The organism is Streptomyces caniscabiei (genome assembly GCF_014930365.1).
Taxonomy (GTDB): domain Bacteria; phylum Actinomycetota; class Actinomycetes; order Streptomycetales; family Streptomycetaceae; genus Streptomyces; species Streptomyces caniscabiei.
This window is the reverse complement of record NZ_JABXWI010000013.1, coordinates 276,991-297,215: the sequence shown is the minus strand read 5'-3', so window position 1 is coordinate 297,215 and position 20,225 is coordinate 276,991. Positions and strand designations below refer to the sequence as shown.

Below are 20,225 nucleotides of genomic sequence, written 5' to 3'. Positions count from 1 at the left end.
CGGGGCGGGCCGGGCGAAGTCTTGAACAGCCAGCCCCTTGACATCACCCTCAACAGTTCGCACGATTGCGCTATCGTTAGCACTTCGCCTTCGTCTTCGTCTTCGCCTCGAGAGAGCCGCACGAGCCTTCGCTCGCTCTCGGCGCCGCCGAACCGACGCGGGGAGCGCCCCCTCAGGGCCCGGGCCCCCGGGGCCACCCGCTCCCGCTCACCGACGACGACCCCGCACGCCTTCCGTCGTGCGGACCTCCCTCCCCCGACGACCGGACCAGCTGTACGGGCGGCACGAGCTCCCCGACGCCCGCCCGGTCGCATCCGAACTCCGAAAGGTTGCAGCGCATGTCAGACGCGCGGATCGCCAAGCTCCAGGGCCGCAGGGTGTGGGACTCCCGCGGTCGGCCGACCGTGGAGGTCGAGGTCCGCCTCGCGGACGGCGCGCTCGGTCGGGCCATCGCGCCGGCGGGCGCCTCGACGGGCCAGGGCGAGGCACTCGACCTCCGGGACGGCGGCAGCCGCTTCGGCGGTCTCGACGTCCGGGGCGCGGTGGCCTCCGTGAACGACGAGATCGCCCCCGCCCTCACCGGCCAGGACGCGGCCGACCAGGCAGACGTCGACCGGCTCCTGGTGGACCTCGACGGAACCACCGACCGCGGCCGTCTCGGCGGCAACGCGATCGTGGCCACGTCTATGGCCGTCCTGCACGCCGCCGCCGCGTCGGCGGGCGTACCGCTGTGGCAGCACCTGGCGGGCGGACGGCCGGTCCGCGTCCCCCTGCCCGAGATCCAGATCTTCGGCGGCGGCGCCCACGCGGACCGCCGGGTCGACGTCCAGGACTTCATGGTGATGTGCCCGGCCGCCGGCAGTTTCGCCGAGGCCCTGGACTGGACCGCCGAGATCTACCGAGCCGCCGGAAGCCTGATGCGCGCGGCCGGCAAGGCCCAGGGCGTGGCCGACGAGGGCGGCTTCTGGCCGGCGTTCGACTCCAACGAGGAGGCGCTGGAGATGCTGACCCGAGCGATCGTCACCGCGGGCTTCGCCCCGGGGACCGAGGTGGGCATCTCCCTGGACGTCGCGGCGTCGCAGTTCGGCAGCGGCGGACGGTACACGCTCGCCCTGGACGACCGCACGCTCGACACCGAGGCGTTGATCGACATGCTGGGCGGCTGGATCGAGCGGTACCCGATCCTGTCCGTCGAGGATCCGGTCGGCGAGGACGACCACGACGGCATGGTGGAGTTCACCCGGCGCCACGGTCGGCGCTGCCAGGTGATCGGCGACGACTACCTGGTCACGAACGCCAAGCGGGTGGAGGCCGCGGCGAGCGGCGGCGCGGTGAACGCGGTCCTCGTGAAGCCGAACCAGGCCGGGACGGTCACGGAGGCGTTCCAGGCGCTGCGGGCCGGAAAGGAGGCCGGCTTCGGCACGATCGTCTCGGCCCGTTCAGGCGAGACGGAGGACATCACGATCGCCCATCTGAGCGTCGGCTGGGACGCCGGCCAGCTGAAGGTGGGGTCGTTCACCCGCTCCGAGCGCATGGCCAAGTGGAACGAGGTGCTGCGTATCGAGGAGTCCCTCGGGAACGCCGCCGAATTCAGCGGCTGGTCCGCTCTCACCTTCGCCGGATCCGACACCGCCAGGGCCGAGCCGTAATACCGGAATATCTCAGGCCCTCGCCGCCGAACAGAAAAACGCCGCGCGACACTGAAGAGCACAGCCGGCGAAAAATCCAGAGCCGTTCCGAGCACGGAGATCAGCATGCTGCCGCCCGTCAATCTGCGCCCGAGTTTCAACATCACCCGCTCCAGTCATGTGCGGCTCACCGTCGCCGATCTGGCCGAGAGCCGGAATTTCTATGTGAACGTGCTGGGACTCGTCGTCAGCGACGAGGACGAACGCACCTGCTACCTCCGCGGTCTGTCGGAGGCCTGCCACCACAGCCTCGTCCTGGAGCAGGCCGACGAAGGCGCGGAGGCGGGCTCCTGCGGGAGGATCGGGTTCCGGGTCTTCTTCGACGAGGACCTCGACCTCGCGTACGCCTGGTTCCGTGAGCGGGGACTGCCCGCCGTCTGGGTCGACGCCCCGTACCAGGGCCGGACCCTGCACGTCAGCGACCCGGTCGGTACGGCGCTCGAACTCTGCGCGCACATGGAGACCAGGCCGAGGCTGCACATCGACTTCCAGCTCCACAGGGGCGCGCACGCGCAGCGGCTGGACCACTTCCAGACCTTCGCGCCGGACACGTACGAACTGTGCGCGTTCTACGGCGAACTCGGCTTCCGCAACTCCGAGTACCTGGCGCACGGCGACAAGCTGCTGGGCGCGTTCATGTACCGCAAGGGCACCTGCCTGGACCTGGCGATCGTCGAGAACACCGGTCCCGCCCTGCACCACTTCGCGTACACCGTCTCCGAGAGCCACGACATCTTCACGGCCTGCGACTTCGCGGGTCTCCACGGGTACGGCGAGGGCGTGGAGCGCGGTCCCGGTCGGCACGGTCCGGGCGGGATGCTCTTCGCCTACCTCCGGGACCCCGACGGACACCGGGTGGAGGTCTTCAACAGCCACTACCAGACGATCGACACCGAGATCGAGCCGGTGCGCTGGGACGCGGGATCGCTGAGCACCAACGCCCGCTGGGGCCTGCCGGCGCTGGAGAGGTGGTACTTCGAGGCGTCGCCCTTCGCCGGGGTCGAGCAGATCGCGCCGGCCGAGCCGCCGAAACCCATGTCGCTGGAGCGGTTCCTGCTCGAACAGCCCCGGCCCACCCGCTGACCGTCCCGGTCACGCCGACCATTTCGTTCCCGGAGGAGAGACACCCATGGCACGCGTCCCCTATCTGCGCCGCGAGGACGCCGACGAGTCGCAGAAGCCCCTGTACGACCGGCTGGAAGCCGAGCGCAAGGTCCCGACGGCGAACATCTTCCTCGCCCTGACCCACGCGCCGGCCCAGCTGGACGCCTTCCTGACCTACGCCAACTCGCTGCGGGCCGCCGACCTCAGCCCCCGGCTGAGGGAACTGGCCATCCTGACCGTGGGCCACGCGACCCGGTCGGCGTACGAGGTCGCACACCACCAGTCGCACGGGCTCAAGGCCGGGCTCAGCGAGGAACAGCTCGCGGCGGTGGCCGACTTCGAGTCGTCCGACCTGTTCGACGAGACGGAGAAGGCGGTCATGCGTCTGGCCGCGGAGTCCACGCTCCGGGTCGACGTCTCGGAGGAGACCTGGCGCGCCGCCGCGGCTCATCTGACGAACCGGCAGATGGTCGAACTCTCGTTGTCCGTCGCCTGGTACAACTCCGGCGTCCGCATCATGGGACTGCTGGGCATCGACCTCGAAGACAACTACCCGAACCCTTTCCCCAATTCGTAGCCGCATTCTTGTTTTCTCCGCGCCCGGCCGCTCGGGGCGGAGCAGTTCCAAGGAGTATTTCCATGGCGAAAATGCTCGCTGCACGACTCCACGCGCTCGGTGAGCCGATGTCCGTGGACACGATCGACGTACCCACTCCGCGCCCGACGGATGTGCTGGTGCGGGTGAAGGCCTGCGGCATCGTGCCGAACATGGCCAATGTGATCAACAACTGGCCCACCTGGTACCCGCACCAGCCGCTGCCCCAGCTTCCCGCGATCTTCGGCCTCGACCCGGCGGGCGTCGTCGAGGCGGTCGGGGAGGCGGTCCTCAACACCAGACCCGGCGACCGGGTCTATGTGAGTCCGCTGCGCTCCTGCGGCAGTTGTCAGGTGTGCCGGGGCGGTGAGCTGAGCCGCTGCCGCTACTTCACCCTGAACGGCTACTTCAGCACCTCGCGCGACGGCCAGCGGATCTTCGACCTGTACCCCTACGGCGGCTTCGCGGAGTACATGACCGCACCGCAGTACGCGATCGTCAACATCCCCGACACCATGACGTTCGAGCAGGCCGGCAAGCTCGGCTACATCGGCACCTCCTACGGGGCGCTCCGGCACGCCACGGCCGGCCCCGGTCAGGTGGCGCTGATCGACGGGGTCACCGGCACGCTCGGCGTCGCCTCCACCCTGCTCGCGCTGGCGTCGGGTGTCTCGAAGGTGCTGGGAACCGGCCGCAACGAGGAACTCCTCAAGCGGGTCAAGGAGTTGGCTCCGGACCGGATCGAGGTCATGCGGCTGGGCGAGGGCTCCACCGGCGAGTGGGCCAAGTCCCGTACCGGCGGTGAGGGGGCCGACTTCGTCATCAGCGCGCTCGGTGCCAAGGCCCCGGTGGAGACGATGCTGGACTCGATGCGAGGTGTGCGCCGGGGCGGCAAGGTGGTCAACGTCGGCGGTGTGGCCGACCGGTTGCCCGTGGACGTGAAGTGGCTCATGGACGAGCAGGTCCAGCTCATCGGCTCCAACTGGTTCACCACGGCACAGGGCCAGGAGGTGGCCGACATGGTGGCGACGGGCACCCTGGACCTGTCCTACCTGATCACCAAGCCGTTCCCGCTGGCCGAGGTCAACGAGGCGATCTCGGGGCGCGCCACGGATCCCGACGGCGGCTTCGGCAACTACGTCGTCATCCCCTGACCCGCGTACCCCTCAAGCGCACCCCGCGGCGGTCCTGTTCTGCCCTGACGCCGCCGCGGGGTGCTTCGGCGTTCCCGGGGGCGGGAATGGCGCGTCCGGCGCATGTCTGTGCGCGGATGTCGCACTGTCCGGGCAGGTCAGAGGGGGTGTGTCGGGCCTACGCTCGATGTGAACCACACACCGGGTCGGCGGTGGTCGACCGCCGCCCGACGGAGTGACAGGCGGAGACACACATGACAGCGATCGAGCACGTGGGCGTCGTCGGCGCGGGACAGATGGGGCGGGGCATCGCCGAGGTGTGCGCCCGTGCCGGGCTGCGCGTCACGCTGTGCGATGTGACCGAGGAGCGGGCCCGCGCCGGTCTGGCGGGCGTGGCGGACTCCCTGCTCAAGGCGGAGAAGCGCGGTTCCGTCGGGCCCGAGGAGCGCGCCCTCGCGCTGGCCGGGATCTCGGTCACCGGCGACCTCTCCCGACTGGGCGGGGCGGACCTGGTGATCGAGGCCGCCGTCGAGGACGAGCGGGCCAAGACGGCGTTGTTCCGGCAGTTGGGCGAGGTGGTCACCGACCCCGCCGCCGTGCTGGCGAGCAACACCTCCTCCATCCCCATCGCCCGGCTCGGCGCCGCGGCGGGCCGGCCGGAGGCGGTGGTCGGGCTGCACTTCTTCAACCCGGTCCCCGTCATGCCGCTGGTCGAGATCATCCCCAGCCTGCACACTTCGAAGGCCACCGAGGCACGGGTGCGCGCCTTCGCGGGCGAGACGCTGGGCAAGAAGACGATCGTCACGCAGGACCGCGCGGGTTTCGTGGTCAACTCCCTGCTCATCCCCTACCTGTTGGCGGCGGTGCGGATGGTCGGCTCCGGCACCGCGAGCGCCGAGGACATCGACACGGGCATGACCTCCGGCTGCGCCCACCCCATGGGGCCGCTGCACCTCGCCGACCTCATCGGGCTGGACACGGTGGCGGCGATAGGTGAGGCGCTGTACGAGGAGTACCGCGAACCGCTGTACGCGCCGCCCCCGTTGCTGCGCCGCATGGTCGAATCGGGTCTGCTGGGGCGTAAGTCGGGACAGGGGTTCTTCACCTACCAGCCGGCGTGAGGGGTCCGGCGGTCACGGCCGCGCGGCCGGTGCGCAGGTGCGCGCCGGCCGCGTGGCCGTGACCGCCGGACCTCCTGACCTCCTGACCGTCGGATCACCGGGCATGCCGAAGGCCGAGGCGGAGCTGCGGTCCCCCACCTCTTGGGTGAGCGGGGACGGGAGCTCCGCCTCGGCCTTCGGGCCCGGCTCTCAGACGCCCGCGCGGCGGGCGGTCACTTCGTCGGTGAGCTGGGGAGCCACCGCGAACAGGTCCCCCACGACGCCGTAGTCGGCCAGGCCGAAGACGGGGGCCTCCGGGTCCTTGTTGACCGCGACGATCGTCCTGGAGGTCTGCATGCCGGCGAGGTGCTGGATGGCCCCGGAGATGCCCAGGGCGATGTACAGCTGGGGCGAGACGGACTTGCCGGTCTGGCCCACCTGGTACTGGTGCGGGTAGTAGCCGGCGTCGACCGCGGCGCGTGACGCGCCCACGGCACCGCCGAGCGCGTCTGCCAGTCGCTCCACCACCTTGAAGCCGTCCGCGCCTGCGACGCCGCGGCCTCCGGAGACGACGACGTCCGCCTCGGTGAGTGCGGGACGGTCACCGGCGGGCGCGGCGCGGCGGTCGGTGACCCGGGCGGAGGCCGCGGGGTCGACCGGTGGCAGGGCGAGGTCGTGCCGGACGGCCGTCACGGGCCGTTCCTCAGGCTCGAAGGAGCCCGGCCGTACGGCGATCACGGGTGTGCCGTGGGTGACCCGGGAGCGCACGGTGCAGGAGCCGCCGAAGACGATCTGGGTGACCGTGCCGGAGGGGTCGAGGTCGACCGCGTCGACCAGCAGCCCGGCGTCCAGCCGTGCGGCGAGTCGCCCGGCCACCTCCCTGCCGTCCGTCGTCGCCGAGACCAGGACGGCGGCGGGAGGGGCCTGGCGGACCGCGAGTTCGAGGGCGTCGACGGCCGGGGTGGTGAGGAACTCCGCGGCCTCGGGCGACTCGGCCGCGTAGAGGGTCGTGGCGCCGTGGCGCGCGAGGGACTCCACGAGGCGTGACGCGGTGCCGGGGCCGCCGACGACTACGGCGGCCGGATCGCCCAACCGCCGTGCGGCGGCGAGGAGTTCGTAGGTGGACTTGTGCACACGAGCCCCGTCGTGGTCGACGAGGACGAGGACATCGGGCATGGGTGCCTGCTTCCGGGGGGGTGCTGGTGTAGCGGGGTGGTTCAGAGGAGCTTCTGGGCGATCAGGAACGCGGCGAGGTCCCGGCCGCCCGAGCCGTCGTCGGTGACGCGGGTGCCCGCGACCCGCGCCGGACGCGGTACGGCCGTCAGCACACGGGTGCGGCTCACACGGAACCCGGTTCCGTCCGCGTCCGGGAAGAGGTCGTCGAGGTCGAGGGTCCGCACCGGCTTGCGCTTCGCGGCCATGATCCCCTTGAAGGAGGGGTAGCGCGGTTCGTTGATCTTCTCGGTGACGCTGACCAGCGCGGGCAGCGGCGCGTCGAGCGTCGCCTCGCCGTCCTCCGTCTCGCGCTCGGCCCGTACGCGGCCCGCGTCCACGGTCACGTCCCGGGCGTGCGTCAGCTGGGGCAGCCCGAGCAGGTCCGCGAGGGCGGCGGGGACGGCGCTCGTCTGTCCGTCGGTCGTCGCGTTGCCCGCGAGGACGAGGTCGACGTCCCCGACCGTCCGCACGGCGGCGGCCAGCACCTGCGCGGTGGTCACCACGTCGGCTCCGTGGAGCCTGGCGTCGCTGATGTGGATGCCGCGGTCGGCGCCCATGGCCAGCACCTTGCGGATGGCCTCCAGCGCGGAATCGGGTCCCATCGACATGACGGTGACCTCGGCGCCCACCGTCTCCTTCAGCGTCAACGCCTCTTCCGCGGCTCGCTCGTTGATCTCGTCCAGGACGAGATCGGTGTCCTCGCGGTCGACGGTGAGATCGGTGGCGGAGAGGGCGCGTTCGGCAGCCGTGTCCGGGACCTGCTTGACGAGTACGACGATGTTCACGGTCGTCTTCCTTGGGTCCGCGCCGGTCAGCGGAACGCCGGGTAGCCGGTGATCGCCTGTCCGACGACCAGGGTGTGCATCTCGCTGGTGCCCTCGTACGTGAGGACGGACTCCAGGTTATTGGCGTGGCGCAGCGGCGAGTACTCCAGGGAGATGCCGTTGGCGCCGAGGATCGTGCGGCACTCCCGCGCGATGGCGATCGCCTCGCGGACGTTGTTGAGCTTGCCGACGCTGATCTGTTCGGGGCGGATGCGGCCCTGGTCCTTGAGCCGGCCCAGGTGCACGGCGAGCAGGGCGGCGTTGCCGACGGACACGCTCATGTCGGCGAGCTTCTTCTGGGTGAGCTGGAAGGCGCTGATCGGCTTGTCGAACTGCACGCGGGAGTCGGCGTACGCGATGGCGGACTGGATGGAGTCGCGGGCGGCGCCGACCGCGCCGAACAGGATGCCGAAGCGGGCCTCGTTCAGGCAGGAGAGCGGTCCGCGCAGGCCCTGGGCGTGCGGCAGCCGGGCGGAGTCGGGCAGTCGTACGTCGTCGAAGTACAGCTCCGAGGTGATGGACGCGCGCAGCGACATCTTCTGCTTGATGTCCTGCGTGGTGAAGCCGGGGGTCCCGCGCGGCACGAGGAAGCCGCGGACGCCGTCCTCGGTCTGCGCCCAGACGGTGGCCACGTCGGCGATCCCGCCGTTGGTGATCCACATCTTGGAGCCGTTGAGGATCCAGTCGGCGCCGTCGCGGACGGCTCGGGTGCGCATCCCCGAGGGGTTGCTGCCGAAGTCGGGCTCGGTCAGTCCGAAGCAGCCGATGGCCTCGCCCGCGGCGAGCCGGGGCAGCCACTCCTGCTTCTGCTCCTCCGACCCCCACTTCCAGATGGAGTACATCGACAGCGAGCCCTGCACGGAGACGAAGCTGCGGAAGCCGGAGTCCGCCGCCTCCAGCTCCAGACAGGCGAGGCCGTAGCTGACCGCGTTGGTGCCGGCACAGCCGTAGCCGTCGAGGTGCATGCCCAGGACACCCAACTTGCCCAGTTCCGGGGCGAGTTCGCGGGCGAAGTGGGCGTTCTCGAACCACTCGCCGATGTGCGGCCGGACCCGGTCGGCGAGGAACTTGGCGACGGTGGCCTGGATCTCGCGCTCCTCGTCGGAGAGGGTGGAGGGCAGGTCGAGCAGGTCGAGCGGGTCCTTCAGCGGCGTGGCGTCGTTCATCGTGGGCTCCTGTGGTTCGTCGTGTTCATCGTGTTCGCGTGGGTCGGGTGAGCTTCGGTCATGTCCGGCTCGGTGGTGTCCGGCTCGGTCGTGTCCGGCTCGGTGGCGCGGGGTGCGGAGGGGGGCAGGATCTCCGCCGTGTGCTGGCCCAGGCGGGGCGGTGGCCGGTCGTACCGGACCGGTGTCGCGCTGAGCGTGATGGGGTTCGCGACCTGGCGGGCGGGCCTCGCCCCCGCCGGATCGGCGGGGTCTGCGGGATCGGCCGCATCGGCCACATCGGCCACATCGGCGGGATCGGCGGGGATGTCGACGATGCCGGGAAGGCCGAGCTTCCGGGCGAAGTCGAACGCCTCCTCGACGGTGTTGACCGGCCCGGCCGGCACGCCCGCGGCCAGCAGCAGGGCGGACCAGTGGTCCGCGCCGGCGGCGCCGAGCCGCGCCGTCAGGATGTCCCGCAGTTCGGCACGGTGGGCGACGCGGTCGGTGTTGGTGCGGAACCGGTCGTCGCGGGCGAGCCCGGGGTCCCCCACCAGGTCGGCGAGCGCGGCGAACTGACGGTCGTTGCCCACCGCGACGGCGATCGGCCGGTCGGCGGCCCGGAAGGTCTCGTACGGGGCGATGCTCGGGTGCGCGTTGCCCATCCGGCCCGGCACCACGCCGGCGACGGCGAACGCCGACGCCTGGTTGACCAGGGCCGACAGCAGGGAGCTGAGGAGGTTCACCTCCACGTGCTGGCCCTGCCCGGTGGCGTCGCGGTGGCGCAGGGCGGCCATGATGCCGAGCGAGGCGTGCAGACCGGTGATCACGTCGACGAGGGCCACGCCCGCCTTCACCGGCTCCCCGGCCGCCTCCCCGGTCACGCTCATCAGCCCGCCGACGGCCTGCACGAGCAGGTCGTACCCGGGGATCGCCGCGCCCGCGCCGCTGCCGAAGCCGCTGATCGAGCAGTAGACCAACTCCGGCTGCCGGGCGCGGAGTTCAGCTGGTCCGAGGCCCAGTCGCTCCATCGTGCCCGGGCGGAAGTTCTCCACCAGCACATCGCACCCGGCGACCAGGGCGCGGGCCTGTTCGCGGCCGACGTCGGTCGTGAGGTCCAGCGTCACGGACCGCTTGTTGCGGTTGACGCCGAGGAAGTAGGTCGATGTGCCGTCGTGGTCGGCCGGTGGGTGCCAGGCCCGGGTGTCGTCCCCGGTGCCCGGGCGTTCGACCTTCACCACGTCCGCGCCGAGGTCGGCGAGGAGCATGGTGGCGTAGGGGCCCGCGAGGACCCGGGAGAAGTCGGCGACGCGCAGCCCCTCCAAGGCGGCGCGCCCCGCTCCCCCGGGCGGGCCGGCCTGTGCCTGCGACGGTGGTGTGGGCTGGGTGTCCACGCACCCTCCTCTCTGCTCGCCCCGTGTGTGCGGGGTCCCTGCCGACGGGCGGTTTCCGTTCACCACCAACGCTCCGAAGCCGACGGCGGGCGGGTGGCCGCGACCGCGGGAAGCTCCTGGCCGAGCGCGGCCCCGGCCCCTACGACACTCACCCTCGACCCGACCGTGACCGGAACCGTGCCGGTGGCGCGGCAGAGCAGGTTGAAGCCCTCGTTCATCGCGACGAACCAGGTGTGGTGCGGCACATGGCCGTGGCGGCGCAGGACGATCCCGTCGCCGGCGCTGCGTTCCCGCCGGAAGGTCATGGACCCGCAGGCACGGCAGAACGAGCGCCGGTAGGCCGGGGTGCCGCACCAGAGGCAGCGCTGGAAGAACAGCTCACCGCGCTCCGCCGGCACGGCGGCGGGGGCCGCCGCGGGGTTCTCCCCCGGGGCGGTGTGTTCGAGGGTGTCGATCGGGAGCATCACGGCCTCCTGCACGCATGTCGGTGGCCGGGAACGGGAGATCGGCATCCGTTCCGGCTCCACCACCCTGGCCCCCGCGCGGAACACCGGTCAACGACGTGCTGACGCACGTTTGTGCGCGGAACGCGTTCCGTTCACCGAGGTCGGAGCCGGTCCCCCGGCGCTACGCTCCCTGACGGGGCCGGTCGGGCAGGCTCTCGTTGTCAGTGGTGGGTGACAGCATCGGACGCATGACCGACACGGACAGCGCGGCATTCGACTGGCAGTCCTTCTTACGCGGGTGGAGCGAGGAGTGGGCGGACTCCCTGCGGGACGACGAGCCACGGAGCAGGGACGACGACGCCGCCCGGGAGGCCCGGTGGCTGGGGTTCCCGCCCGCCTCCGAGGAACGGATCGCGGCCATGGAGGAGCGCCTCGGCCGACGGATGCCCCCGTCGTACCGGGAGTTCCTCGCGGTGAGCGACGGTTGGCGGCACGCGGGTGGCTTCGTGTGGCTGCTGGCCGGGACGGGGGACGCCCGCTGGCACGAGAACGAGTCGGGGCTCGCGGACATGTTCGAGGAGTACCTGGACGAGGACGCCGACCCCGAGGAACGGCACGAGGCCGACCTCTGGCGGCGGGGCCTGCAGCTGGATGTGGAATCCGACGTCACCCACGTCCTACTGGATCCCGAGGACGTCGACGAGCGCGGTGAGTGGGCCGTCTACACGTGGTCGAGCTGGCGGGCCGCCCCGCCCGAGCGGCACGCCGACTTCACCGCGTTCATGCGGGAGATGCACCGGGAGTTCCACAGCCTGCGGGCGGGCGGGAGCGGCGGGGAGCCGGAGTTCGTCAACGACACGACGCGGCGGTTGGACGCCCGGATGGAGCAGGCCCGGCAGGACGCGCTGCGCGGCGACTGGGAGCGGGCCGCGAAGGCGCTGGACGAGGCCCAGCGGTACGGCAGACCACGGGCGGCCGGGCTGGGTGACCAGCTGCGCCGCCTGCTCGGACATACCGGGGTGTACTTCGAGGGCCTGGCGACGGATCCGCGGTACGCGCCCGAGCTGCTGCCCCCGCTGGTCGCCGAGCACGCGGCCCACTCGTACCGGGACGACTCCACGCTCACCTACCACCTGCGGGGCGCCGACGCCGACCTGGTCGCGCTGGCCCACGCGACGCTGGAGCGGGTGCGCGACGGCACGTACCGGTACACGGCGGCCGGACCGTTCGGGGAGGCGGTCGAGCGGGCGCGGGAGTCGGCGCGGTGGGGCGACACCGACGGGGCCTGGCGGACGCTGCGGGACGCCCTGCCCCGGTGGGAGCCGCTGGGGCCGGACCATCTGGCGCCGCTCGGGTGGGTGGCCGACCCCCTGCTCGGGCCGCTCGCGACCCTGGAGCGGGGCCGCGAGCTGCTCTCCACGCCGAGAGGGGGGCAGGTGGGTGCGGCGCCGGAGCCGACGGACCGGCTCGACCCGGACGACCTGGCCTGGCTCGCGGAGCCGGACCCAGGCAACAACCGCAGCAGCTTCCGGTTCGTCCTGGTGGAAGGGGTGGACCCGGAGGACCTGCCCCGCCGTCTCGCGGACGGCGACGAGGGTGGCGGCGCCGGCGGCGGCCAGGCCGGGGGCGGAGGCGGCGCCGTGCTGAGCGAACCCCTGACCTCCTGGGAGGCCCGCCGCAGATGGCTGCACGGCCGGAGGGAGTTCTCGTCCTACGACGACAGGGCCCTCGTGTCGGTGGGGCGGGCCGGCCCCGGCTGGAGCTTCGCCTTCGACGGCGAACCCTCCTCCTTCGGCCGGCAGCGGTTCGTCTCCCCGGCCGCGCGGGCCAGCGCGGGCACCCGCGCGGTGGTGGTGTGGAGCGGCCTCAGGAGGCAGCACGAGGAGGCGTACTTCCATCTCTCGGTGGCACGGGACGGCACCGAGCAGTACGGGTTCACCTACGTCGACGGCCAGGTCCGGCAGAGCGGGGAGATACCGCGGGCGCTGGACCCGAGCCGGTTCTTCGGCCGGCCGAGGCGCGGTGCCGAGACCGAGCGGGCGCTGCTGGAGGCGGTGGCCGGGGAGTTCGGTGTCCACCTGCCGCGGCACGCGATCACCCGCGGGCGGCTGCACACCTTCACGACCCGCTCCTGGACTCGGCCACCCGCGGAAGGGGAGACGTTCTCCGTCATCCGGCTGGGCTGAGCCGACTTGGTCCGACCTGCTCCGGGCTGCCCGGCCGGACCGTCCGCTCCTCTCGCCCCATCGCCGCGCCCGGCGATGGCCGCTCCGCTCACACACGGGGCGACCACCGCCGGCGCGGCCGGTCACGCGGTCACGCGGTCACGCGGTCACGCGGTCACCGGCTGCAGTTTGGCGCGGAAGTGCCGCAGGATCGGGGACTGCTCCACGATGCGGTAGCCGCGGACGGACTCCCGCTCCTTCGCGATGCGTTCCAGGGTCCTGCCGACGTGGTCGTAGTGGCTGCGGGTGTAGACCCGGCGCGGGAGCGCGAGCCGGACCAGTTCGTACGGCGCGCTCTTGATGGGGTTGCCGTCCTCGTCCTCCTCACCGAGGTAGAGGGAACCGAGCTCGGCCGAGCGGATGCCGCCTTCGAGGTAGAGGCGGCAGGCGAGGGCGTGGCCCGGGTAGTGGTGGGGCGGTATGTGCGGGAGCAGGCGGCCCGCGTTGAGGTAGAGGGCGTGCAGGCCCGGGGGTTCGAGCAGGTCGACGCCCGCCGCGCGGACGCGGTCGGCGAGATGGGAGGCGACGTCGGCGCGCTCCGCGAGGTAGGCGGGCTCGGTCACCTCCAGCAGGCCGGTGGCCATCATGTCGAGGTCCCGGCCGGCGAGACCGCCGTAGGTGGCGAAGCCCTCGGTGGCGATGAGGAGGCGTTCACACTTCTCGGCGAGTTCGGGGTCGTTGAGCCCGATGAATCCGCCGATGTGGACGATGCCGTCCTTCTTCGCGCTCATCACACAGCCGTCGGCGAGACGGAACGCTTCTTCGGCGACCTGGCGCGGGGTGCGGCCCCGGTAGGCCTCCTCGTGGCGGGTCACCAGCCAGGCGTTCTCGGCGAACCTGGCGGCGTCCAGGATCATCGGGACACCGTGCCGGCGGCAGATCTCGGCGGTCTGTTTCAGGTTCTCCATGGAGACCGGCTGGCCGCCGCCGCCGTTGTTGGTGATCGTCATGATCACCACCCGGACCCGGGAGCCGTCCGGTCCCTCCAGCGTCTGCCGGAGTCTGTCCAGGTCGATGTTGCCCTTGAAGGGCAGGACGCTGTCCAGGTCGCGGGCCTCCGCGCAGGGAATGTCATGCGCCTGACATCCGGAAAGCTCGACGTTGGCCCGGGTCGTGTCGAAGTGGGTGTTGGCGAGGACGATGCCACCGGGTTCGAGGAGGTTCGTGAAGAGGATGCGCTCCGCGGCCCGCCCCTGGTGGGCCGGCAGGATGTGCCGGTAGCCGGTCAGTTCGGTCACGGTCTCGTGGAAGCGGTAGAAGGAGCGCGAGCCCGCGTACGACTCGTCGCCCTCCATCCCCGCGGCCAGCTGGGCGGCCGAGATGGCGCCGGTGCCCGAGTCGCTGAGCAGGTCGATGGTCACCTCCTCGGCGCGCAGGTCGAAGAGGTTGTAATGCACCCGTTCCAGCGCCGCCTCGCGCTGCTCACGGGTGGTGAGCGCGATGGGCTCGACGACCTTGATGCGGTAGGGCTCCATAAGGGTTCTTGCTCCTGACGTGCTGCTGAATGGTTCGTGTTCGATGTGCGGGTGGCCGTTGGGCGGCCGCACCGCGTAGGCCTCCGACGAGAGGTACGCGGTCACCCGGGCCGGTCTGTCCTGCTCGTGGACGAGCGCCAGGTACGCGACGAGCCCCACTCCGTCCGTCAGCCTGCGTCCGGTGACGGCGGCCAGCGGGCGGTCGAGTGCGCCGGGGTCCATCCCGTGACGGCCGAGGACGGCCCCGGCCCGGCGCAGTGCCTCCGCGTCGTCGCGGGCGTAGTCCCTGACCGGGACATGGAGGGTGAAGCCGGTGGGTCCGCCGGTGGTCCGGGTGAAGGAGTGGCAGGACAGGACGGGCCGCCGGTCGAACCGGGCCTCCGGCAGGGCCCGGGTGCCGTCCGCTGCCGCGTCGACGCCGCCCGCCGTACGGAGGAACTCCTCCAGCGTCGCGCTGTCGGGGCCGTTCTCCATCCGGCACAGGGCGCCGACGTCCGGCACCGCCAGGTCGCGGTGGGTGGTGTAGATCTTCACCCGGGGTGCCGCCCAGTCGCCCAGGTCGAGCGCGAAGAACGGGTAGCCGTCGGCCGGCGGCAGCGCGTCGAAGGCGTCCCGGTGGCCCAGCCGGTCCAGTGCCGTCCGTACCGTCTCGGCGGCCCGGTCCCCGCCGGACGCCGACGGGTTCAGATACACCTTGATCTTGGGGACGCCCCCGGGACGCAGCTCCAGCGCGATCCACAGCGCCAGCGGGCCCTGCGGGTCGGCGGGGAGGAACAGGTCCTCCAGTGCGTCGAGTTGGTCGGTGGCGAAGCCCCAGCTCCGTGCCATCGCACGGACGGCGCCCAGTCCGACGCGGCCGTTCTCCCGGAGATCACCGGCACCGCACCCCGGTTCCAGCAGCACCCGTACGGCGGGGGACGCGTCCGGGGTGAGGGAGAGCGAGTACTCCACCGGGGTGGAGTCGTCGGACAGGAAACTGAGGGACGGGGGCGGCAGGTTCAGGGGCCGTTCGGCCACCGCCCCCAGCGAGTCGGTCAGTAGACGCGCGTAGTTCCGGGCGTCGGTCGGGCCGAGCCCCGACACCTCGCAGAGCCGCAGCAGTTGGCCGGTCACGAGGGCGCCGAGCGTCCGGTCCCCCGGGGTGCTCCCGGTGCCGGACCCGAGAGGGCTCACCACGCCTCCCGCCTCTGCTCGGAGTACGGAGGTGGAGCCGCTGTCCCCCGGCGGCGGAGCGGGTGCGGGGACACAGAAAGATACCCGCCGGCCTGGGCGGGTATCTCGTCTCGCGGCGACTGGTGGCGGGTCACGCCCCTGGTCTCCGCGCGGTGTAAGTCGATGTCTCGTCGGGAGCGGCGGAAGAGATCCGGATGTCGAGCAGAAGCGGCGCCGATGGATATGTGGTCCACGACACCTCCCTTGGTTCATTGGTCACCACGAATGCCGCCGCGTTACTACCCCTTTGGTTGAATACTCATGCAGTAACCGCTGTCACAGACTGTTGTCTGCGTCACCCCTTCAACCACTGCAGGAAGGAGCCCCACACGCCACGCTCGGCCTTGCGTCCCGCCGGGGCGTTCTCCTCGCCTGCGGAGGGCTCCGCGACGCGGGGCGGCATCGGCCGCTGGACGACCTGCGGGGTGAAGCGGCAGGGAAGCGCGGCCAGCGCGCGGTGGAAGGGGCCCGGACGCCAGGTCAGGCTGTCCTCGGGGACCGCGAGTTCGATGTCGTGCAGACGGTTGAGCAGGTTCTCGATGGCCACCATGGTGACGAGCCGGGCGAGTTCCTTGGAGGGGCAGGCGTGCGGGCCGGCGCTCCACGACAGGTGGGCCCGCCGTCCGCCGGTCTGACCGGACGCCACCAGCGCGGGGTCGGTGTTGGCGGCCGTCATGCTGACCAGCACCAGGTCGCCCGCCCGCAGCTTGGCGCCGCCGAACTCCATGTCGGCCGCGGGGTAGTGCGGCGCGTAGTTCGCCATGGGCGGGTTCTCCCACAGCGTGTCGTCGATGGCTTCCTCGATCAGACCGCCGTCGGCGTACCGGTCGTGCAGGAGCAGCCGGTGCAGGGTGTTGCCGATGAGGTTGCGCAGCGGTTCGGCGCCCGCGCCGAGGAGGAGGATCAGCTGGTGCACCAACTCCTCGTCGGTCAGGCGCGCCTCGTGCCGCATCAGGTACGAGGTGACGTCGTCGGCCGGCCTGGCGCGCTTGAGCGCCACCAGTTCGAACACGGCCTGTCCCAGCACCTGGTTGGCCTTCTCGGCGTTGACGCCCTCGAAGACTCCGGAGATGCCGAAGACGACCCGGTCGCCGATGTCCGCCGGGCAGCCGAAGAGCTCGTTGAACACGAGCAGCGGCAGCTGCTTGACGTAGTCGTTCATCAGGTCGATGGAACCGCGGCCGGAGACCTGGGCGAGGAGGTAGTCGGAGGCCCGCTTGGTCATGTCGCTGATGCGGCGGGAGTCGACCTTGGCGAGGCTGTCGGTGATCGCCTGCCGCAGCCGCGCGTGCTCGGCGCCGTCGGTGAACATGGCGTTGGGACGGTAGCCGAGCATCGGGACGACCGGGCTGTCCGGGCCGACCTTGCCCTCGGCGACGTCTCGCCAACGGCGGGCGTCCTTGCGGAAGTTGCCGGGGTCCTGGAGCAGTTTCAGCGCGGTGGCGTGGTCGGTGACGAGGGTCGCGTCGACGCCGGGCGCGATCTCGACCGGAGCGCTCGGCCCGTAGTGCCGCATGTACGCGTAGTACGCCTGCGGATCGGCCGCGTACTCCGGTCCGTACAGCGGAATCCGCAGTCCGCTGCCGTGCGCCGGGCAGCCGGGCGGGGGTGAGGGAAGAGGGGAGTCGGGGGTCATGTCTGCTCTGCTCCTAACGGGCGCGGTCCATCAAGTAGCGGACGAGCGTGATCAGAGCCTCGGCCGACGACCGTTCGTCCCGCGCGTCGCAGGTGACGATGGGGGTGTCGTCGAGGAGATCCAGCGCTTCGCGCAGCGCCCTCGCATCACGTATCGACGTACCGTCGAAATGGTTGACCGCGATCGCGTAGTCGAGTCCGTACTGCTCGATCAGGTCGATCACGGCGAAGGAGTCGGCCAGCCGCTCGGGATCGACCAGCACCAGCGCGCCGAGGGCGCCGCGTGCCATGTCCTCCCACATCTGTACGAAGCGCTGCTGGCCGGGTGTGCCGAAGAGGTACAGCACGACGCGGTCGCTGACGGTGAGGCGGCCGAAGTCCATGGCGACCGTGGTGGTGGTCTTGCCCTGGACGCCCTTGAGGTCGTCGATCGCCTCGCCCGCCTGCGTCATCGTCTCCTCGGTGGAGAGCGGCGAGATCTCGGAGATCGACCCGATGAACGTGGTCTTGCCGACGGCGAAGTGCCCGACGACCAGGATCTTCACGGCGGTCTGCGTCTCTCCGCCCGGGACGTACGCCCGTTCATCCAAACTTGGACTGGAGACCATTGAGCACCTCCTCGAGAATCTTCAGGTTGGCGACGGGAGCACGGGTCTCCGGCGGGCGGGTGACGAGATAGCCGGCCTCGGAGAGCGCGGCCAGCAGGATCTTCACCACTCCCACCGGGAGTTGGAGGTGCCCCGCGATCTCGGCGACGGAGAGGTAACCGCCGACACACATACGCAGCAGGTCCTGCTCCTCCGGCGAGAGGCGAGCGGGCCGCTGCTGCTGGTCGGCGACCGCCGTGACCAGCGTGATCAGGGAGAACTGGCTCTCCCCGGGCAGGCTGCGGCCGCCGGTGATGACGTACGGCCGCACTAATTCGGCGGCCTCGTGCTCATGCCTGTCGGAATCGCTCATGGCCCCACCACGCTGCTCTCCCTGGGCGGAGCGGTCATGACCTTGCCCAGCTGGCCGACGAGCTGCTGCATCCGGAAGGTGATGTCCGCCATGTCGACGTCGGAGGAGGCCGACACCGCGAGGTAGGCACCGTCACCGGCCGAGATCAGGAAGATCCAGCCGCCGTCGAACTCGACCAGTGTCTGCTGCCACCGCAGATCCGAGCGGGAGCAGAAGAACGCCAGCGACCGGCTCAGCGACTGCATACCGCTCATCGCGGCGGCGGCCTTGTCCGCGTCGTCCTTGTCCACTCCCCGCGAACGGGCCCTCAGCAACCCGTCGGAGGAGACCAGAACCGCGTGGAGAGCTCCGGGGATCTCCAGGGCGCTGTCAAGCATCCATGAAAGATCGTTGTTCATTGGACCTCGTGCCCTTCGCTGCTAGCGTCGTGGGAGCCGCTCGGCCGCTCCCCCGCCTCCGGGTGTGTGGCGCGACCCGCGTCCGTGCCCTGCTTGAAGGCGGCCATGATCGCGGCCGTGTCCTCGCTGCGGCGCCGGGGAGCCGGGGCGGCGGACGGACCGTTGGAGACCAGGGCCATCGGCCGCTTGCGACGCCGCTTGGGCAGACCGTCCTCGGTCGTGCCCACGGGCAGCGAGGAGTCGGGGGCACTGTCGTACGCGGCCGGCCGTGCCTCCACGGGGGCGGGGACGTCGCGCGGCGCGACGGACTCCACCGACGCCGTCGGCTGCTTGGGCTCCGGCATCGTGGTGAGCAGCTCGTCGGGCAGCAGCACGACCGCCCGCACACCTCCGTAGGGGGAGGTGGAGTCCACCGACACCGTGAAGCCGAACCGCTCGCAGAGCACACCGATCACCGCGAAGCCGAACTGCGGAGGGTTGCCGAGCCCCGAGACACCCGTGACGCGCTCGCTCGTCAGGAGCTTCTCGGCCCTCGCCTTCTCCTCCTCGTTCATGCCGACTCCGGCGTCGTCGACGATGATGCAGACGCCCTTGGGCACGGAGCGGACGTTGATCTCGACGACGGTGTCCGGGCTGGAGTAGCTGGTCGCGTTGTCGAGCAGCTCCGCGAGGGCCAGCGCCACCGGTTCGACGGCCCGGCTGGTGACGCCGAAGTCGACCTTGGACAGGATGTGCGCCCGCTGGAAGTGGCGGATCCTGCCCTGGGCGCTGCGGACCACGTCGTACACCGAGGCGACGTCGCGGTGGCGGCCGAGCCAGCCCTCGCACAGCACGGCGATGGACTGGGCACGCCGGCCGAACTGCGCGTTCATGTGGTCGATCTCCAGGAGGTCCTGGAGCATGACGGAGTCGCCGTACTTGCGCTGGAGCCCGGAGATGATGCGCTGCTGTTCGGCGGCGAGACCCTGGAGGGTCCGCATCGCGGCCTTCAGGGCCGTCCTCGTCTCACCTTCGGCTTCCTGCTGGGCCGCGCGGACGGAATCCGAGTATTGGCTCTCCAATTCACCGTAGTGATTTCTGAGCCCTGCGATCTCCTGTCGTAAAGCTCGCGCCGCCCGACGCTGACGAATGATCAGGGCGACGGCGGCAAGGGTTACGACAATGAGTGCCCAGAGCGCCGGATTTTGTATGTATTGCGTCATGAGACCCTCTTCAGGCGGCCGATGGCCAGCTACTGAATTTCCGTCACTTCACACAGACCGAAGGCCAGCCACTTCGGGGTTGCCACCCAGGCCTCCACGAATGGCGAGAGATGCTCCTTTTGCACCCATCCGTCCGTTCGGTAAGTGCGGTGATCGTATCATCACTCGACCTGATGACGGATCGTCAACCTGCGCGGTCCTTGCGACGGTTGAGGCGTGCCGCACCTGCACGGGCAAGGCCGAATCAGGGCTTCTGTCGCGCCGTGAGGTAAATCCACTTCGGCGCGCGCTTCCACCGCCCCACCGCACAGATCGGACGCCCCGACCCCGTCGCGCGGCGGGCCCCCGGGAAGTCATGATGAGCCGTAAGCGGAATGTCAGGGGGAGATCGCGCTTGGTGATGACCACGCTGAGTCATCGGTCCGGTTCGGTCGAGTACCGGTCGAGCACCGATTCCTCCCCCGGACAGGACGACAG

The 20,225-nt window shown here is 71.0% G+C and carries 17 protein-coding genes; 6 read left to right on the top strand and 11 right to left on the bottom strand.

The genetic code is table 11. The annotated features are described in order from the left end of the window. Positions 1-338 precede the first annotated feature (338 nt). The 5 genes from eno (at position 339) to HW837_RS33460 (ending at position 5,641) form a co-directional block, all read left to right on the top strand. On the top strand, positions 339-1,649 hold the full coding sequence (eno, locus tag HW837_RS33480) for a phosphopyruvate hydratase (RefSeq protein WP_045562295.1): 1,311 nt from the start codon (positions 339-341) through the stop codon (positions 1,647-1,649). Positions 1,650-1,754: 105 nt separating this feature from the next. Next, a complete protein-coding gene (locus tag HW837_RS33475; RefSeq protein ID WP_193380907.1) occupies positions 1,755-2,771 on the top strand; it encodes a VOC family protein in 1,017 nt (338 codons plus the stop codon). Positions 2,772-2,817: 46 nt separating this feature from the next. Continuing rightward, the gene (locus HW837_RS33470; protein ID WP_193380906.1) at positions 2,818-3,369 is read left to right on the top strand and encodes a carboxymuconolactone decarboxylase family protein; all 552 of its coding nucleotides are present in this window, start codon (positions 2,818-2,820) and stop codon (positions 3,367-3,369) included. Between the two features lie 62 nt (positions 3,370-3,431). Next, positions 3,432-4,541 (top strand): alcohol dehydrogenase catalytic domain-containing protein, encoded by a 1,110-nt coding sequence (locus tag HW837_RS33465; protein ID WP_177261846.1) that lies wholly within the window; start codon positions 3,432-3,434, stop codon positions 4,539-4,541. A gap of 233 nt (positions 4,542-4,774) precedes the next feature. Then, positions 4,775-5,641, top strand: a complete 867-nt coding sequence (locus HW837_RS33460; RefSeq protein WP_193380905.1) for a 3-hydroxybutyryl-CoA dehydrogenase — start codon at positions 4,775-4,777, stop codon at positions 5,639-5,641. Between the two features lie 189 nt (positions 5,642-5,830). Here HW837_RS33460 and HW837_RS33455 read toward each other — a convergent pair whose 3' ends face one another. From HW837_RS33455 to HW837_RS33435, 5 genes are read right to left on the bottom strand one after another with little or no spacing between them, the layout of a single operon-like run. Beyond that, complete coding sequence (locus tag HW837_RS33455; protein WP_045562290.1) at positions 5,831-6,796, bottom strand: electron transfer flavoprotein subunit alpha/FixB family protein; 966 nt, start codon at positions 6,794-6,796, stop codon at positions 5,831-5,833. Positions 6,797-6,837: 41 nt separating this feature from the next. Then, on the bottom strand, positions 6,838-7,620 hold the full coding sequence (locus tag HW837_RS33450) for an electron transfer flavoprotein subunit beta/FixA family protein (RefSeq protein WP_093789761.1): 783 nt from the start codon (positions 7,618-7,620) through the stop codon (positions 6,838-6,840). Positions 7,621-7,646: 26 nt separating this feature from the next. Beyond that, entirely contained in the window at positions 7,647-8,825 is a 1,179-nt protein-coding gene (locus tag HW837_RS33445) for an acyl-CoA dehydrogenase family protein (protein WP_045562288.1), read from the bottom strand. Continuing rightward, a complete protein-coding gene (locus HW837_RS33440) occupies positions 8,822-10,195 on the bottom strand; it encodes a CaiB/BaiF CoA transferase family protein (RefSeq protein WP_193380904.1) in 1,374 nt (457 codons plus the stop codon). The genes HW837_RS33445 and HW837_RS33440 overlap by 4 nt, the downstream gene beginning before the upstream one ends. Before the next feature lie 59 nt (positions 10,196-10,254). Next, complete coding sequence (locus tag HW837_RS33435; protein ID WP_052683145.1) at positions 10,255-10,659, bottom strand: zinc ribbon domain-containing protein; 405 nt, start codon at positions 10,657-10,659, stop codon at positions 10,255-10,257. Positions 10,660-10,889: 230 nt separating this feature from the next. Between HW837_RS33435 and HW837_RS33430 the strand changes: the two genes are divergently transcribed. Further along, entirely contained in the window at positions 10,890-12,827 is a 1,938-nt protein-coding gene (locus HW837_RS33430) for an SMI1/KNR4 family protein (RefSeq protein ID WP_193380903.1), read from the top strand. 146 nt (positions 12,828-12,973) lie between these two features. Here the strand turns inward: HW837_RS33430 and HW837_RS33425 are convergent, their stop codons facing one another. From HW837_RS33425 to HW837_RS33400, 6 genes are all read right to left on the bottom strand, one after another. After that, positions 12,974-15,514: a tryptophanase gene (locus HW837_RS33425; RefSeq protein ID WP_193380902.1), complete on the bottom strand. Its 2,541-nt coding sequence runs from the start codon at positions 15,512-15,514 to the stop codon at positions 12,974-12,976. Between the two features lie 334 nt (positions 15,515-15,848). Beyond that, positions 15,849-17,189: a cytochrome P450 gene (locus HW837_RS33420; protein WP_045562287.1), complete on the bottom strand. Its 1,341-nt coding sequence runs from the start codon at positions 17,187-17,189 to the stop codon at positions 15,849-15,851. 13 nt (positions 17,190-17,202) lie between these two features. Continuing rightward, complete coding sequence (locus HW837_RS33415; RefSeq protein WP_013005331.1) at positions 17,203-17,796, bottom strand: GTP-binding protein; 594 nt, start codon at positions 17,794-17,796, stop codon at positions 17,203-17,205. Next, positions 17,771-18,148 (bottom strand): DUF742 domain-containing protein, encoded by a 378-nt coding sequence (locus HW837_RS33410; protein ID WP_045562286.1) that lies wholly within the window; start codon positions 18,146-18,148, stop codon positions 17,771-17,773. Before HW837_RS33410 ends, HW837_RS33415 begins: the two co-directional genes overlap by 26 nt. Next, positions 18,145-18,546 carry a roadblock/LC7 domain-containing protein gene (locus tag HW837_RS33405; protein WP_045562285.1) on the bottom strand — a complete coding sequence of 134 codons (402 nt, stop codon included), beginning with the start codon at positions 18,544-18,546 and terminating at the stop codon, positions 18,145-18,147. The genes HW837_RS33410 and HW837_RS33405 overlap by 4 nt, the downstream gene beginning before the upstream one ends. After that, positions 18,543-19,748 (bottom strand): sensor histidine kinase, encoded by a 1,206-nt coding sequence (locus HW837_RS33400; RefSeq protein ID WP_045562284.1) that lies wholly within the window; start codon positions 19,746-19,748, stop codon positions 18,543-18,545. The genes HW837_RS33405 and HW837_RS33400 overlap by 4 nt, the downstream gene beginning before the upstream one ends. Between the last annotated feature and the right edge of the window lie 477 nt (positions 19,749-20,225).